Source organism: Robbsia betulipollinis (assembly GCF_026624755.1).
Lineage (GTDB): Bacteria > Pseudomonadota > Gammaproteobacteria > Burkholderiales > Burkholderiaceae > Robbsia > Robbsia betulipollinis.
In genome coordinates, this window is sequence record NZ_JAPMXC010000002.1 from 110,184 (window position 1) to 126,568 (window position 16,385).

General features: G+C 63.9%; 15 protein-coding genes and 1 tRNA gene. 3 read left to right on the forward strand and 13 right to left on the reverse strand.

The genetic code is table 11. The annotated features are described in order from the left end of the window. Positions 1–149 precede the first annotated feature (149 nt). Complete coding sequence (locus tag OVY01_RS12315) at positions 150–380, forward strand: DUF1653 domain-containing protein (protein ID WP_267847880.1); 231 nt, start codon at positions 150–152, stop codon at positions 378–380. A gap of 200 nt (positions 381–580) precedes the next feature. On the opposite strand, the gene OVY01_RS12320 is transcribed toward OVY01_RS12315, so the two are convergent. From OVY01_RS12320 to lexA, 6 genes are all read right to left on the reverse strand, one after another. Then, positions 581–656 (reverse strand) — tRNA-His (locus OVY01_RS12320). Positions 657–725: 69 nt separating this feature from the next. After that, positions 726–1,772 (reverse strand): tRNA dihydrouridine(20/20a) synthase DusA, encoded by a 1,047-nt coding sequence (dusA, locus tag OVY01_RS12325; protein WP_267847881.1) that lies wholly within the window; start codon positions 1,770–1,772, stop codon positions 726–728. A gap of 164 nt (positions 1,773–1,936) precedes the next feature. Then, positions 1,937–2,314 carry a hypothetical protein gene (locus OVY01_RS12330; protein WP_267847883.1) on the reverse strand — a complete coding sequence of 126 codons (378 nt, stop codon included), beginning with the start codon at positions 2,312–2,314 and terminating at the stop codon, positions 1,937–1,939. Positions 2,315–2,408: 94 nt separating this feature from the next. Beyond that, positions 2,409–2,576, reverse strand: coding sequence for a hypothetical protein (locus OVY01_RS12335; RefSeq protein ID WP_267847884.1), 168 nt, complete (start codon positions 2,574–2,576; stop codon positions 2,409–2,411). A gap of 171 nt (positions 2,577–2,747) precedes the next feature. Beyond that, positions 2,748–3,134 (reverse strand): hypothetical protein, encoded by a 387-nt coding sequence (locus tag OVY01_RS12340; RefSeq protein WP_267847885.1) that lies wholly within the window; start codon positions 3,132–3,134, stop codon positions 2,748–2,750. A gap of 13 nt (positions 3,135–3,147) precedes the next feature. Next, positions 3,148–3,792 (reverse strand): transcriptional repressor LexA, encoded by a 645-nt coding sequence (gene lexA / locus OVY01_RS12345; protein WP_267847887.1) that lies wholly within the window; start codon positions 3,790–3,792, stop codon positions 3,148–3,150. 189 nt (positions 3,793–3,981) lie between these two features. Here lexA and OVY01_RS12350 point away from each other — a divergent pair, with 189 nt between their 5' ends. Beyond that, positions 3,982–5,193, forward strand: coding sequence for an asparaginase (locus tag OVY01_RS12350; RefSeq protein WP_267847888.1), 1,212 nt, complete (start codon positions 3,982–3,984; stop codon positions 5,191–5,193). 53 nt (positions 5,194–5,246) lie between these two features. Here the strand turns inward: OVY01_RS12350 and OVY01_RS12355 are convergent, their stop codons facing one another. The 6 genes from OVY01_RS12355 to OVY01_RS12380 all read right to left on the reverse strand — a co-directional run bounded on the left by OVY01_RS12355 (position 5,247) and on the right by OVY01_RS12380 (position 14,587). Continuing rightward, complete coding sequence (locus OVY01_RS12355) at positions 5,247–9,317, reverse strand: ATP-binding protein (protein ID WP_267847890.1); 4,071 nt, start codon at positions 9,315–9,317, stop codon at positions 5,247–5,249. A gap of 79 nt (positions 9,318–9,396) precedes the next feature. Then, positions 9,397–10,302: a cation diffusion facilitator family transporter gene (locus tag OVY01_RS12360; RefSeq protein WP_267847891.1), complete on the reverse strand. Its 906-nt coding sequence runs from the start codon at positions 10,300–10,302 to the stop codon at positions 9,397–9,399. Positions 10,303–10,498: 196 nt separating this feature from the next. Next, the gene (locus OVY01_RS12365; protein ID WP_267847892.1) at positions 10,499–11,200 is read right to left on the reverse strand and encodes an ABC transporter substrate-binding protein; all 702 of its coding nucleotides are present in this window, start codon (positions 11,198–11,200) and stop codon (positions 10,499–10,501) included. Positions 11,201–11,300: 100 nt separating this feature from the next. After that, the gene (locus OVY01_RS12370; RefSeq protein WP_267847893.1) at positions 11,301–12,155 is read right to left on the reverse strand and encodes a TauD/TfdA dioxygenase family protein; all 855 of its coding nucleotides are present in this window, start codon (positions 12,153–12,155) and stop codon (positions 11,301–11,303) included. Between the two features lie 192 nt (positions 12,156–12,347). After that, positions 12,348–13,463 (reverse strand): porin, encoded by a 1,116-nt coding sequence (locus OVY01_RS12375; protein WP_267847895.1) that lies wholly within the window; start codon positions 13,461–13,463, stop codon positions 12,348–12,350. A gap of 218 nt (positions 13,464–13,681) precedes the next feature. Next, positions 13,682–14,587 carry a DNA/RNA non-specific endonuclease gene (locus tag OVY01_RS12380; protein ID WP_267847896.1) on the reverse strand — a complete coding sequence of 302 codons (906 nt, stop codon included), beginning with the start codon at positions 14,585–14,587 and terminating at the stop codon, positions 13,682–13,684. On the opposite strand from OVY01_RS12380, the gene OVY01_RS12385 reads away from it, so the two are divergent. Next, entirely contained in the window at positions 14,582–14,920 is a 339-nt protein-coding gene (locus OVY01_RS12385) for a hypothetical protein (RefSeq protein WP_267847897.1), read from the forward strand. The genes OVY01_RS12380 and OVY01_RS12385 overlap by 6 nt on opposite strands. Positions 14,921–15,018: 98 nt before the next feature. Here OVY01_RS12385 and OVY01_RS12390 read toward each other — a convergent pair whose 3' ends face one another. After that, entirely contained in the window at positions 15,019–16,377 is a 1,359-nt protein-coding gene (locus tag OVY01_RS12390) for an aspartate aminotransferase family protein (protein WP_267847898.1), read from the reverse strand. Positions 16,378–16,385: the final 8 nt, after the last annotated feature.

The window sequence follows — 16,385 nt, forward strand, 5'->3', positions numbered from 1 at the left end:
GACACATGGCGGGTGTGCTCGTCGATTTATAGTAAATGCAGTCACCCGTTGCTGTATCGCGATGGCAGTGTCGCCAAATGGTGTCGGATACCGTTGTGCGCATCGTATCGCAGGGATTCGATAGAATTCACTGAATCGGAATATTCGAAATGTCGCATGTATTGTCGGAAAAGTTGTCGGAAAACACCGTCTACAAGCATCAGCGTACCGGGCGCCTGTATAGCGTCGTGACCAGGGCGAAGCTGGAAATGTCGGGCGAGGAAGTGGTGGTGTACCAAAGCCTCAAAAGCGGACGGATCTGGGTGCGGCCCAGTGCGGAGTTCTTCGACGGACGCTACGCGCCCACTAGCGTGCCGCCCATCCTGCGGCGGGTCGAATGAGCTGCTTCTGCACGATGAGGGGAGGCACCATTCAGGAATATCGGTTTCTTCGCCCGGACGATGCATGTCATTCGCTTAAATGCAGAAGGCCTGCCGTAGAGGCAGGCCTTCTGCATTGCCCTATCCAATAAGATGGAAGGGCCAACGTTTTGAATCGCCAGCCACACAATGCATTTTGTATGCTGGCCAGCGTATATTCTTGGGGTGGCTGATGGGGCTCGAACCCACGACAACTGGAATCACAATCCAGGACTCTACCAACTGAGCTACAGCCACCACGGTCTTCTTGCTAGCGGCAACGCTATGTAGTCGCATCACCGAAGAACAAGATTATAGCGATGCATTTCAAACTTGGCTAGAAGATTCTGCGTGTTCTCCGAAGGTCGTGAAGTTTGCCTGCATCGTTCGCAGGGCAGCACGGGCGTCGTCGAACAGGGTGAAGTCGCCCCGCGTGAGCCGAGGCGTATCCGACAATATGCGTCGCCAGTTGCGTGCCCCCGGCGCGCCGCGGTGCCAGCCCAGGACATGGCGCACGATGGCGTTGAGCGGCGTGCCCCGCCGGTGGGCGTCCTCGCAATAAGCGATGAGCACCGCTTCGATCTCGGCATCGTTCATGGCGGGCGCCGTCGATCCGTAGAAACGCTGGTCGACTCCGCGCAGGATGGTGGGATTCTGATACGCCTCGCGCCCCAGCATCACGCCGTCGACCCGTTGCAAATGCTCGGCCGCCTGATCCAGCGTCTGGATACCGCCATTGACGATGATTTCGAGATCGGGAAAATCCCGTTTCAGGCGATACGCATACTCGTAACGCAATGGCGGAATTTCACGGTTTTGCTTGGGGCTCAGACCCTTGAGAATCGCGTTGCGCGCATGCACGATGAACGTCGCGCAGCCGGCGGCGGCGACGACGCCGACGAAATCGCGAACGAAACCGTAGTCTTCGCCGTGATCGATGCCGATTCGGTGTTTGACCGTCACCGGCAATGTGACCGCGTCGCGCATCGCCTTGACGCCATCCGCCACCAGGCCGGGTTCGGCCATCAGGCACGCCCCGAATGCGCCACGTTGTACGCGTTCCGACGGGCAACCGCAGTTGAGATTGACCTCGTCGTATCCCCAGTCTGCGGCGAGCCGCGCGGCACGCGCGAGCTCGGCGGGCTCGCTGCCGCCGAGCTGCAACGCGACCGGATGTTCTGCCTCATTGAATGCCAGATGACGCGCGACGTCGCCATGCAGCAGCGCGCCGGTCGTGACCATCTCGGTATATAACCATGCATGTCTGGAAAACTGCCGGTGGAAAAACCGGCAATGGCGGTCGGTCCAGTCAAGCATGGGCGCAACGCATATGCGACGCCCGTGAGCGGGAAGGATGGATTCGAGGTGGTTCATCGAGATGGGGCAGTGTCAGGCGCAGGGCCAGCGAAGCGACAGTTTACGCGGGTTTTCGTGCGTGGCTAAAAGAGCCTCCACTGAACCCCGGCAGAGACCTGGCTGCGGTCGATCCCATATGGACGCGGCACGCGACATGCTCCGCCATGGCATGCATCAGACGGCTAATCGGCCGATGTCGGCGAGGTCGACGGCATCGTGCGTACGGACGGTGGCGCATCCTTTGCGCATCCTTTTTCCACACGCAGATCGTCGAGTTGATTGCGTCGGTTGTTCGCGCTCTTGATCGCGGCGCTTTTTTCCATCGCGTTACCGATGCCGAAGTCCGTCGCGAACGAGAGGGCGGAGCGGCCATCGAACTGACTCTCTTGACCTACTCGCCTCTGGAAATCATCTATCTTGGCGGTTTCGATATCGATTTCCGGGCAGCTGAGGCTGTTTTTTTCATAGGCGGTCAGTTCGCTCTCCCGCCCGTAAAACTTCGTCGCGCAACCGGCGAGCGCCGTACAAACGATCAGGGTACTCAGTAGTCGTCTTTTCATGGTCCTTCGCCTGCAGCGATACGCGGTGCGCTGTCGAGCGAGCAGCGGACCGACCCACTCCTGCCTTGCACAGCCAGGTGTTTCAAAGTGAAACTCAGCCTACCGGCGGTTCCGCTGCTTCGCCTTGTCCCGGTGGGTCGTTGGGCGCAGCGTCGCGCCCTTCGTCGGCCCGGTCGGGAATCGCGCTCTTTTCGTTGTCGCTATGCTTGGCCACCGTAACGTCTGCTGCCGGTGCCGCGGGGGTCTTGTTGTCTTCGCTCATTCGGATTCTCCTGTCATGGTTGACTCAGTCGTCAAGCAATAATGATACCAGTGCGTTGCTCACCTCAGGAGTGCTTATCTCCGTTCGCGTACGATACATCTGCAGACAGGGCAAAAACCAGGCAAGACGCGGGTGCAACGTGGGGATTGAGGCCAGGGGCGGGGGCGAGGATCAGATCGAACGGCCCGCTTCGTTTCCCGTTGTCATCATGGCCGCGCTCTCGTCCGCGATGCAGCGATCGATCATCCGGCATATTGCGTCGATCTTTCCGACCATGGTGGTGCCCGAACTGCCACGATAAACGCGCACCGCGCTGCGGGTCGCGGATAGCGGCGTGACCTGAACCGGACGTACGGAGGCCGTGCGCTTGATGCCGCCACCCGCGATTCCCGAGCCGAAGCGTTGCGATTCGGCAGGCGTCGCCGCTGCTGCGGGAAACTCGCCCTTGTCGCCCTTGTCGCCCTTGTCCCGGCAGGAGCGAAAGACGCGGGTGAGTCGCGCTCGCCCGAAGGTATGAAGCGCGGTACTGGCAGACAACAGGCGGACGAGCCTCGACATGACGTTTCTCCGTTCAAAGTTGGGTAGGACGTATGAGACCGACGGCGATACCTTCGAGCTCAAAGTCCGTTCGCTCGCGGTCGACCAAAATATTCGAAAAATCAGGGTTTTCTGCAATCAACTCGACGCCCGTGGCAGTGCGCTTGAAACGCTTCACCGTCACTTCGTCGCCCAGTCGCGCCACAACGATCTGGCCGTCGTTCGCTTCGCGGCGACGTTGCACCGCGAGGAGATCGCCATCGAGAATACCCGCGTCACGCATGCTCAGGCCCCTGACCGTGAGCAGATAATCCGGCTTGTTCGAGAACATCGCCGGATCGCAGCCGTACTGACGCAAGACGTGTTCCTGCGCCAGAATCGGATTGCCGGCCGCGACCTGACCTATGAGCGGAAGAAACAGTGCGCGCGTTAGCGAGGCGGCCGGTGCGGCGTCGTTCGCCGCGTCCGGTTGGACGATCCGGATACCGCGCGATGCACCCGGCGCCAGTTCGATTACGCCCTTGCGGGCGAGCGCACGCAAGTGTTCCTCGGCGGCGTTCGCCGAGCTGAATCCCAATTCCGCGGCAATCTCCGCGCGTGTGGGCGGGAAGCCGCTGCGCTCGATGGCACGCTGCACTAATTCAAAGACTTGCTGCTGTCGTGCGGTAAGCTTGAGCATGACGTCGTTCCTGGATGCGATACTGTAATTCTATACAGTATTTTCCGGCTGGCAACCTTTTTCGCCGGTCGCCGCCGCATGTCCGTCATCGATGTGGGTCCCATGCGACGTGGCAATTGCGGTTGCAAGTAGCGTGCCTCTGTGCGCTACAGTCGCGGTTTCCCCATCCTTCGCCCCGGTTGTTTCCAGATGAATGTTCCTCCTGCTTCAACACCGTATTTTCCCGCTGGCGATGCGCCAGCCCGCGTGGCGCCGGACGCCATCGGCGCACTGCCCGCCGCATCGCCTGTCACGCCTGCGGGTCCGCCGCTTGCCGCCGCTGCCGGAAGGGCTGCCGCGGCACGACCGGCGACCCTGCCGCGCGTGGTGATACTGGGCACGGGCGGAACGATCGCCGGGTCGGGCGCAAGCGCGGCAGAATCCCTTCATTACCGCGCGGGCGCGCTCACGCTCGACGTGCTGTTGGCGGCGGTTCCCGGTCTCGATCGGCTGGCCGCCATCGCGTCCCGGCAATTCGCCGCAATCGACAGCAAGGATGCCAGTCTCGATTTCCTGTGTGGTCTGAGTCGCGAGGTCAACGCGGTGCTGGCACGCGACGATGTCGATGGCGTCGTGATCACGCATGGCACCGATACGCTGGAAGAAACGGCTTACTGGCTGCATCTGACGGTGGGCAGCGACAAACCGGTCGTGATGACTGCGGCGATGCGTCCCGCGACCGCACTCTCGGCGGACGGCCCGGCGAATCTCTTCGACGCGGTCACGCTCGCCGCGGCACCGGCTGCGCGCGGACAGGGCGTGCTGGTGGCATTCGGCAACCGCATCCACTCCGCACGCGATGTGGTCAAGGCGAGTAGTCACTCGGTGAACGCTTTCGCCTCGCCGGAATCGGGCGCACTGGGTTGGGTTCAGGATGGCCAGGTCGCGTTCGCACGGGCCGCTCAGGATCTGCACACCGGGTTGCACACCGGGTTGCACACCGGGTTGCACACATCCGGTAGCCGTTTCGCCCGTGCATCGGGCTGGCAGGCCGCGGATCTGGCCGCCGTCGATATCGTGGTGAGTCATGGAGGCGTTTCGCCCAGGTACATCGACGCCCTGATGCGCGATTCCGCCGGGCGGGTGGCCGGCGTGGTCGTCGCCGGTACCGGCAATGGCTCGCTGCATGCCGATCTGCAGCAGGCGTTGGCGCAGCTGCCGGGCGCCGGCATCGCGGTCGTGCGCTCCAGCCGTGCGCTGGAGGTACGTGTGACGCGTGGCGCGGCGGTCGACGATGCGGCGCTCGGCTTCGTGGCGAGCGGTACGCTGAACCCGTACAAGGCACGGCTGCTATTGCTGCTCGCGCTATCGGACGGCATCGCGGCGCCCACTGCCCTGCAGACCCTGTTCGATGCCTATTGAAGCGTTTTTCCATAGCGCATGACCGACATCCGGTGCCGCTCATCCGGTGCCGCTCAGCGAGCCCGCGCCGCATCCTCCAGCTGCGCGCGCAGTGCCGCCACCAGAGCCCGCACCCCGGCGAGGTCCGCCAGAAAATCGCGATTCGCCCGAGAGAGCCGGACGGCAGCGCGCGCCGTGTCGCCGGCGTCCGGCGCCGAACGTGCCACAGGGCGAGCGTCGTGCGACGCGTTTTCGTCATCGTCGGCCTCCGGCGCAAGGCCGGCGGCGATGCTGCTCGCCCGCGTCAGTGCGTCGCAGGCATCGGCGAAGGCATGCAGGCCGAGCATTTTCGCCGGACCTTTGTTGTGGTGCGCGTATTGACGCAACGCGGCGCGGTCGCCTGTTCGCATGGCCTGTTCGTAACGAGGATGCGAGGCGTCGAGTCCCTCCTCGAACAGGCGTAGCAACCGCGCGGCCATCGTGCGGTCGCCGTTCGCGATCCGCATCAGACGCTCGGCGAGTTCGTCCAGTCGCTCGGCGGGTTCGGGCGACGCGGGCGCGACGCTGTCCGCCGAAGCCGTGGCCTCGTGCGCATCGCTGTGGTCTGCCGTCGGCAGCAGTTGCGCGCGCAGGCTGGCGAGGGTCAGGGGCTTGACCAGCAGGCCGAGCATGCCCGCGTCGAGGCAACGCTGCCGCGACGCGGCGGAGGCGTCGGCGCTGTAGCCGATAACCGGAAGGGTCGATCCCCGGCGTTCGACGATGGCAGTGGCAAGCGCATATCCGCTCATGCCCGGCATGTTGCAATCGGTGATGACGAGCGCGAAAGCCTCCGCCGCCAGTAGTGCCAGCGCCTCCCCGGCGTCCGACGTCGTCTGTGCCGCGAACCCCAGCTGCATGAGTTGCGTGGCCAGCAATACCCGGTTCGCCTCGTGGTCGTCGACGACCAGCACGCGTGCCCCCGGTTCGAGCGGCAAGGCGAGGGGACGGGCGACGCCGGAACCTGCCGGACGCGATGGCGCGGTGTCGTGGTGCGGCACGAGAAGCGGCAGGACGAGCGTGACCGTCGTGCCCGCTCCCTCCCGGCTTTGCAGGGCGATCGTACCGTCCATGGCTTCGACGATGCGGCGGCAAATCGCCAGGCCCATGCCGGTGCCGCCATAACGGGCGTAAATCGCGCCCGAGAGCTGCTGGAAAGGTTGAAATAGCTTTTCCTGCGCCGCGGGCGCGATGCCCGGACCGGTATCGCTTACCGTGATGGTGATGCCTGCCGCGGGCGCGCCGTCCGGCGTGGGCAGTGCACCGCATTGCGCACGCAACGCGACCGTCCCCGATGCGGTGAACTTGATGGCATTGCTGAGCAGGTTGTTCAATACCTGCCGCAGCCGACTCGCGTCGAAGAGCGCCAGATCGGGCAGGCCGGCCGGCGCCTCCCCGGGAAGCTCGAGCCGCAGTGCGAGTCCTTTGGATGCGGCGCTGGGTTGAAAGAAATCGACGACCTCGCGCAGGTGGTCTGCGAGACGACCGGGCGTCCGGTTCAATTGCATCTGGTCGAACTCGGCGCGGGAATAGTCGAGGATATCGTTGAGCAAGGTCATCAGCGCGGTGGCCGAGCCGTAGGCCAGTCGTGCCTGTTGCCGGCGCCGGGCGGCGTTGATGGGCATGACGCCCGGCGCCGTCCGGACGCAGCGCGTGCCGACGGCTTCAACGTCGTCGGCGCGTGTTCCGTGCTCCGACTGCAGGAGTTCGAGCACGCCGATGATGACATTCATCGGCGTACGTATTTCGTGGCTGATGGTGGCCATGAACAAGGTCTTCGCGCGATTCGCGGCCTCCGCTTCCTCCTTGGCGCGGCGCAGCGCCTGTTCCATGTGTTTGAGGTCGGTAAGATCGATCCAGCCGCCCAACATGCCGCCGCTGTAAGCATGCGCGCCATCGCGTCCCGCCGGAACCGGCACGCTCAGCTGCCCGAGCGGCACCGCCCAGTGACAGCCTTCGATGCGGCGTCCATGCAGGCGCAGCGCGAGCGTCTCGAAATACTTTTCCGCACCCGCGCGCAGGTGCCGATAGGCGTCGTCGATGAGTCTGCGGCTCTGCGCGTCGAAACCGGGCGTATCGGCGATCGTGCGTCCGATGAGGTCTTGCAGCGGCAAGGCCATCGCTGCGCAAAGTGCCTGGTTGCAATCGACCAGTACGCCGGCCGCGTTGCGAACATAGGTCGGATTGGGGTTGGCGTCGATCAGCCGTCGCAGAAAGGCGACCTGCTGTTCGAGGAGTCGTTCATGCCGCTGGCGGGCCCGTATGCGGAACCTCAGCCACAGGCTCCAGGCGACGATCGCGCCGAACAGCAACGCGACGGCGAGCGTTGCATGGCGTATCAGCGCACGATGCGGCACCCAGCTGGGCGGCACGAGCGCGAGGGCGCTCCATTGCGCGTTGAGCGCATCGATGCTGGCTTCGGGGAGGGCGCCGATGGCCCGATCGACGATGGCGCGCAAGTGCGGCGCGCCCGGGCGAATCGCGAATTGCACCGGCACCGCGGCAGGCCCGGTGGTGCCGGAGATCCGCAGCGCACGCGCGTAGTACTGGTGGATGAAATAGTCCGCGGTCGCGAAGTACAGCACGGTTGCGTCCGCATGTCCGGCGGCGACGTGCTCCAGCGCATCGATGCCGCTCCCGGCATAGATGATGTCGCGAGGCGCGAGGCCGCGCGCGAGCAGGTAGGGCGTCAGCGGCTGGCCTTTCACGAGAGCGATCTTGCGCCCGCGCAGAGAGTCGAGATCGGTGATGGCCGCGTCGTCGCGGCGCGCCACGATCGCAGCGGTGGTGAACATGAAGGGGCGGGTATGAAGCAGTCCGTCAGGATCATCGTGATCGGCGCCGAGCGCGAGCGCTGCCATGTCGACCTCGCCCTGCGCCGCTTGCTGGCGCATCGCCGCGACCGGTGCGACGAATACCGGTTCGAAGACCAGGCCCGTGCGCGCGGCGATCATGTCGAGCAGCGACGCGGTGATGCCGGAAAAGCGCCCGCCGCTGTCCTCGAAGGCAAACGGCACCACATAGCTGGGCGTGGCGACGCGCACCACGGGATGGGCGTCGATCCATGCCTGTTCAGCCTCGCTTAATGGCAAGCGTTGCGGCCGTGTCGCCTGTGTGACGTCGCTCCAGCGCCGTGCGATGCGCGCGTGCATCTGGGGCGGGATGTGCCCGAGCGCGGCGTTCAGTTCGGCCAGCAGTTCGCGCTGCGCTGGATTCACGGCGAACGCATGCGGAATGCTCAGGGCATCCAGCCGTTGTTTGATCTCGAGCCCGGTGAACAGCACGGTGCGGGCGTAGGCGCGCAGCGCGCCGGGGTCGCCGACATACACCGTCGCCCGTCCGATCGCCAGGCTTTCCAGTGCGTGATAGGGCGTATCGACCGCAACGCGCCGGGCTTGCGGATAACGCTGCGCGAGCGTTGCGTCGGCGAACGCGGTACGGACGTAGACCAGCGTTTCGCCAGCCAGACCGGCGGCTGGCGGATGGTCGTGCCGGGCAATGACCGCAACCGCGCTGCGCGCGAAGGGCGCCGTCGTCACCGGGGCGTCGGGCCGGCGGTTCGCCTCGGCGCCGGCGCGATCCGCTGGCGGACTGTCGATGCCGATCGCGACCGCGACCTCGCCGCTCGCGAGCGCGGCGCGCAGGGCGGCCGGATCGGCGTAAAGCCGCGCCGCCCATTCGATGCCGGCGAATTGTCCGATGCGGCGCAGGTAGTCGGTCGCCACGCCGGTCACGCGCAGCGTTTCGGGATCGATGATGGCCGTGGGGCGAATGCCCTGGATCATGCCGACCGCAACATGACGCACGACATCGGGCCGGGCGGAAGGCATGCCCGGCGGTTGCGGGGCGATCGCGGCATCCGGCGCATCCCAGGCATCGGCGATGGTCAGCACGCGCGGGGTAGGGGCGGCGATTGCCTGCGGATGTGCGAGACGCGGCGCCAGTCCGGTTGCCGTGCCCGCGATCGCCAGATAGAGGAGGGACAGCCGGAACCGGAACCAGAACCCGCCGCGGGGCAAAACCCATGTCCGACGGGCGCGCACGCCGCAGTCGCGGGACAGTGCCGCCGCGCGACGAGGAAAACGGTGCGTGCATGGTGTTTCCCGCATCGTTATTTCGGTATGCTTAAAAAGCAATTATTGCATACCGGCCAGGCGCCGAACCAGTGGCGACCGGCGAACGCGTCGCTCAGTGGCGACTTACGTCGGGTTCGAAAAAGACCCAGCGCGCTTCGGGGAAGCGGGCCTGGAGATCGGCTTCGATACGGTTGATCGCGTCGACCTGGGCGCGGCCGCTGGCGTAGTCGATCAGTTCCGCCTGCACCGCGACGACGATATGTTCGCCCCACTGCAGCGTGATCAGATTGATGACGCGGCGCACTTCCTCGCGCTCTTCCAGAAAGGCATGAATGCCGCGGCGCGTGTCCGGCGAGGCCGATTCACCGACGATCATCGATTTGACCTCGCGCAACACCAGTGCCGCGACGATCATCAACAGCAGGCCCACGCCAATCGATCCGCATGCGTCGTAGACGGGGTTGCCCGTCACGGTGGAGGCGACGATGGCGATCAGTGCCACGCTGAGGCCGGCAAGCGCGGCCGAATCCTCGCCGGCGACCACGAGCAGTTCCGACTCGCGCGTCTCGCGGAACCACCGCCACAAGGGCATGCTGCCGTTGGAATGGCGAATCTGCTTGATTGCACCGGTCAGCGATACGGCTTCCAGGATCAGCGACAACACCAGCACGGCGATGGCGACATAGGGGTAGGAGAGGGGTTCGCGATGCAGCAGACGATGCACGCCTTCGTACACGGAGAAAGCGCCGCCGATGAAGAACAGCAGCAGGGCGACGATCATCGAGTAGAAGTAACTGACGCGTCCATTGCCCAGTGGATGAAGTTCGGATATCGGCTCCCTGGCCTGACGCATGCCGAACAGCAACAGCAGTTGGTTCATGCAGTCTGCGAGCGAGTGAATCGCCTCCGCGAGCATCGAGCCGGAACCGGTAAAGATCGCAGCGCCGAATTTCGCGGCGGCGATCAATGCGTTCACGCCAAGCGCGAGGAAAATTGCGACGGGAGATTCGCTTGCCATTCTGTTCCTTGAAGATGATGAGGAGGGCCGCCGCACGAGGATCACCCTCGGCGAAGACCGCTTTCAATTCTATGCGAATGTCATGGTGCGAGATGGACGCGAAAGCTGTTTGCAAGTACAACTCAAACAATGCAACTAACAGTCAAATTTTTAAAAAATAAAGATCAACTGACGTAAACCAGCCATCCACACCAACTCAGCCGTTCATCATGCAAATGCAATTCGCAGTCACGAAACGAGTTGAACCATGCGTTTTCCCGACACGCGACACTGGCGCGGCGTGATCCCGAACTTTGCCCGAAAACTTCGGCTGGAGTGCGCCGCATCGTTGAATCCCCATCGAAATCAGATAGCCGCCCAGGTAGGCTAGGAAGGCGGGCGCGGTGATCATCGGCGCCTTGAAGTGCATGACGGCGCGGTTCGGCGTGGGGGTCTCGATGCCCTCGAGCGCCCACCAGATGCCGCCCACCTGCAGCGATTTGTCCGCATGCAGGCGGTCGAAATACGTGAACTTGACATCGTCCGACGTCAGTTTGTCGCCATTGTGGAAGAGCACGTCGTCGCGTAGGTCCAGTTCGAGCACGCGGCCGTCGCCATCCTTCCAGCGCCATGCGGTGACGACGCCTGGCCGCAACCGGCCTTGTGCGTCGATATCGATCGCGGTGTCGAAGACGCTGCGATAGATCGAGATCGGATCCGGCGCGACGCGCACCAGCGGATCCCATGACGGGACATCGGCGGGAAAGGCGATCGTGACGGGCGTGGCCGCGGGCAGCGGGGCGCCCAGCGCAGAACGGCTCGCGGCCACGCCCAGAGACCCGAGCGCACCGAAACCGGCCAGACCGGGCAGGGCGGCCGCGCCCGAAAGCAGCTGCAGGAACGTTCTACGGTCGGTCATGACATGATCCCTTCTGGTTCGTGGAGATGACACATTGCGGGATAGCGGACACCAAAGGCGCCCCCCCTGGATGGCCCCTGGATCCGGTCCCCGAAGCGATTCAAAACGGCCGATCGCCCCTGATCCAGAGCCGGTGCATCTCGCGTACGTACTTCTTGTCGTCGAACAGCGTGCCGGTGTGCAGCGAACAGCGGTTGTCCCAGACGAGCACGTCGCCGCGATGCCATTTGTGGGTGTAGACGAAACGTTCCTGCGTGCAATGCGCGATCACGTCGTCGAGCAGCGCGAACGCGGCATCGGTCTCCATACCGTCGATGCCCTTGACGGTGCCCAGGCTCGGCCAGAGCGCGCGGCGTCCATCCGCGGGATGCGTGCGCACCAGCGGATGACGCACGTCCGGGTTATCCAGCAACTGCGCCGGTGTCAGCTCGCGTCGCTGGAACTCGCGCGTCGCCATGAAGTGCGCGTAGCTGTGATGCAGCACGAGACCTTCCAGCGCCGCGCGCTCGTCCTCGGGCATCGCATCGTAGGCCGCGCAGGTATCGGCGAGGAGGGTGTCCGAGCCCTCTTCGGGCACCTGCACGGCGTACAGCATCGTGCACATCACCGGTTCGGCCTTGTAGGAGTAATCGGTGTGCCAGCCGACGCCATCGTTGTGCGCACCAATCGGCTTGCCATCGACAAGTCGGTTCGACAGCACGTAGATTTCCGGGTGACCCGGCAGCGTGAATTCCTGGATCGTGTGGCCCTCGGGTTCGCCGAACGCCGATGCGAAACGCACCAGATCGTCCGGCGCCATCGATTGGTCACGCAACAGGATGGCGCCATGCAGATGAAAGCAGCTGACGACGTCCCGCAGCACATCCGGGGCAACGCTGGCCAGATCGACGTCCAGGATCTCGGCGCCGAAACCGGGCTTGAGTTCCCGGGTGGAAAAGGGAGAAGCGGGGAGCATGTTCGACCTTTATTTCTGAATAATGACGGTGACCGACGCGCACGCACGAGGGTAGTCAATGAAATGGCCAGGGCAACAACCACAACCGAGAGAATAAGCAGCCGATTTGTCGCGGTCTTGTCGCAGCGCGCACGGGAAACTGGAGCGCGATGCATATCGGGCGGCGCACGGCAACCGCCGGCGGCGGGAGCGTCAGAACGTGTGGATCATGGCGACGCGCGACACGGTCTGGGTGCGCGTGCTCGAAGGCACCGAATAGAAGCCCGCGCCCTGGTTGGCATCCACGCCGGACGATGCGCGTAGATAGGAGACGTTCGCGTATAGCCAGGTGCGTTTGGACAACAGATACTGCATGCCAAAGGTCGGCTGGTTCCAGTGGCGGCTGGCGAAAGTCGTGTACTCGTAGCCCCCCAGCGCGATGACAGAGGGCGTGATGAAATACATCGCGCCGAGTTCGCAGACATTCATCGTGGCGCTATTGGACGCGTGATTCAGATGCGTCGACGTGAAATTGCCGGCAAGGGTCAGCTTGACGAACGAATAGCTTGCGCCCACCGCGGCGATGGATTCGCGATCCACGGTGAAATAGGTGCTGGAATCCAGGTCGGTGACGGTCCCGTCGGCGTTGCGCGTAGCCATGGTCTGGCCCAGAAAGGACGTGACGCCGATTTGCGCATACGGGTCGAGTTCGACGTCGTTGACGCGCGTGTAGACGGCTGCCGCGGAGAAACCGTTCATCTTGTAGCCGATCCCGGCGCTCCATGAACTGTCCTCGTGGAAATCGCCCGAGACGTTGCCAAAGCCGTACATGACGCCGAACGAGAACCCGCCGTAGGTGGCGCTTTGGAACTTCACCGTGTTGTTCAGCTGGTCGCCGGCGATGCGGTCGAAATCCCCCATATGTCCGGAGTAGACGCTTGCGTAACCGTTCAGGTTGAATGGCGTGATGTAGTCGTAGATGAAGTCGTATTGGCGGCCCAGAGTGAGGGTGCCGTAGGGGTTCGACAGACCGACGAAGGCCTGACGGCCGAATTCGAGTCCTCCCTGGCGCATGACGCCCGTGTTGAGGCTGAAACCGTTTTCGAGCACGAACAGCGCCTTCATGCCGCCGCCCAGGTCTTCGGTGCCTTTGAACCCGATGCGGTTGCCGAAATTCGCACCGTCCTGGGCCTCGAACAGACGATGTCCGCCTTCGTTGCTCACATAGGTCAAACCCGCGTCGATGATGCCGTACAAGGTGACCGATCCCTGGGCGTAAGTCCCGGAGGCCAGGAGCGTCAGGGCCACACCCAACAAGCTTCTTTTCATTTGTCTGATCCTGGATAGAGGGGATACCGAAAACTAACCAGGCAAATTTCCAAACACTTGACCGCAGACGCTTCGTAACTTGTTCGACTCGATTCGGACGGCAAACAGGTCTATGACCGGATCTTTCTATAATTTAACATAACACGAATTATCGGTTTTTCAGTTGCAGTAGCTAGATCGTGATGTCCGCTTGGAACGGCATGTCGTCGGCACGGATTTCAATGGCTCACCGAGGAAACCAACCGCAATATCATGTTCAACGCGCGCAGCACGGTGTCGAGGATATAGCCGACGCCCTGTGGCGCCGACGCCGCCGTATGTTCTTGCTGCTCTTGCGCGCGATGCCGTTCCGTGTGTGACCGCGTGGTGGTTTCCGGACTCGACCGGTCGCCAGCCTCGGTCGTGTCCGCCGCGGTCACTTCAGCGGACAGGCCGGCGCCGGTTCCCTGCGCACCGATACCGAGATCGGTCAGCGGCACTTGTCCGGACTTCAATTTGCGGCCGCTCGGCCGCGGCGGCGGCAACGACATGGCTGATTGCTTGACCGAGGCCGGCAATGCGGGAAACGGGTCGATACCCGTGATCTGAGCGAGTTCGGCGATCGAAATGACCGCATAGCCGGCCCCTGGCCGGTTCGCCGTGACATAGGCGGCCGCGCCGCGTTGCGGTGCGTAAATGGCCTTCCATATCTGGGTCGGCACGCTGACCCGGGCGTTCAACAAAGCGCGCGGACCGATGAACAGCGGCCCGGTGACCACATAAATCTCCCCTTCCGATTTCGCCATTGCCCGCGTGGCGATTTCGATGCCCTGCCACAGATGACGATTGTTGTCGGGCGCCTGCGGCACCATATTGCCGAGCGAAAAACTTTCATACTGGGCGTCGTCGCTGGGCATGTCGCCGCTTGGCGCCATGTGGCCACGGTCGTATCCGGATCCCCGATAGTCGGCGATATCCGCGCGGTCCTCGGCGTCGATCGCGGATTCGACATGAAACGCGTTGACGCGCGTTTCGCCCTGCGCACCGGCGACCGAATCACGCGTGAGTTTTTCGGCCGACCAGAGCGCGGTACGCGTGACGCCCGATTCCGCCGTCGAATAAAAGCGAAAACAGAGTGCGTGCAAGCGCTGCCCCAGCGATGGCACGAGCAGATCGGGCGCTTCTCCTCCGGCAAAGAAGGCGGAACATTGCGTACTCGAGGCAAATGCCGGCGCGCTGCATGCGATGAACGTGACGAAAACGAAGCGTCGAACGACGTGTCGCGATCGGTTCCGACCCACTGTCGGCATGGCGTCGAACGACGCCCGGGTGTCGTGGAAAGTGATGAGCAAGGTGTCGGCGATTCCGTTTCAGATGCGAGGCGCGATTATGCCAGCGCTGCCGCGTCGCTGCGGCTGTCGGTGCGGTTTTCGGTATGGAGCGCGATGTGTTTTCCCGTTTTCGATTTTCCGCTGTGAGCGGTTTTCGATGTTGTTTTGGATTTTATTAAAATTAGGCTGTTAGTTGCATTTTTAAAATAACATGGATATTTCCGGTTTTGTCCCAGGACATGCGGTCATGCTTCGCCCAGTGCCGCATCGAGCGCTCCGACCAGCAGATCGGCGTGATCGACGCCGAACGTCAAGGGGGGCCGAATCTTCAGCACGTTCGAGTCCAGTCCGCACAACCCTATAAGGATCCCCCGCTCCCGCAGGCGGTTCATCACGCCGATGGCGCGCTCGGTACCGGGACCGCCATCCGGATCGATCAACGCCACGCCGATATAGAGGCCCCGCCCCCGCACCTCCGCAATCTCGGCGTGGCGCAGCGCGAGCGCCGCCAGGCGTTCCTGCAGATGCGCGCCCACGACGCCGGCCCGCTCCACGAGACCCTCCTCCTCGATCACGTCGAGCACCGCGAGTCCCACCGCCGCCGAAACCGTATTCCCGCCGAAGGTATTGAAATAACGACGCCGCGCGCCGAAGTCCGCGAGCAGTTCCGCCCGGGTCACCAGCCCGGCGACCGGATGCCCGGCACCCATCGGTTTACCCAGCGTCACGATGTCCGGTACGATGCCGTCGCGCTCGAAAGCCCACCACACGCCGCCGGTGCGGCCGAACCCGCCCTGCACTTCATCCGCCACGAACAGGCCGCCGTGCTCGCGGATGACCGCCGCGCCCGCCGCCAGACTGCCGACGGGGTCGGTATGGATGCCATCGCTGGCGAACACCGTGTCGACGATCAACGCCGCCGGTTCGACCCCGCCGCGTTGCAGATCGGCGATGGCCATCCGCACATCCAGCGCGAAACGCGCGGCGACGTCGGGCCCGCTCGCGGCGCCGCGCAAACCGGCCCGCTGGACATCGGGCGCACGTACCGTGCGCACATGCGGCGCGAGCGGCAGTGCCGGCGCGCCGCCTGGCGCCGCGCCCCGGTACGCCCGGCTTTGCACCGACGGCGACAGATCGGCCAGCGCCGCGGTGACGCCGTGATACGCGTTTTCCGTCACGATCAGTCCGCGCCGGCCGGTCGCTTCGTGGACGATGCGCAATGCCAGATCGTTGGCCTCGCTCCCGGAGCACGTGAACATGACGGTATCGAGCGCCGCGGGAAACCGGGCAACAAGCCGTTCCGCGTACTCCACTACGCTTTCGTGCAGATACCGGGTATGCGTATTGAGCGCCGTCGCCTGGCGCTGTAGCGCCGCGACGATGCGGGGATGGCAATGGCCCACCGACGGCACGTTGTTGTACGCGTCGAGGTAGGCACGTCCCGCGGCGTCATAAAGCCAGACGTCCAGCCCCCGCACCGGGGCAAAGGGCTTTTCATAGAACAGGCGATAGGCGGGACCCAGCACCGCACGCCGGCCGAGCAAGGCGGCATCGTCGACCGACAGGGACATGGCGGCGGCATCGAAGGCAGGCGCGACGGACATGAGGGGAA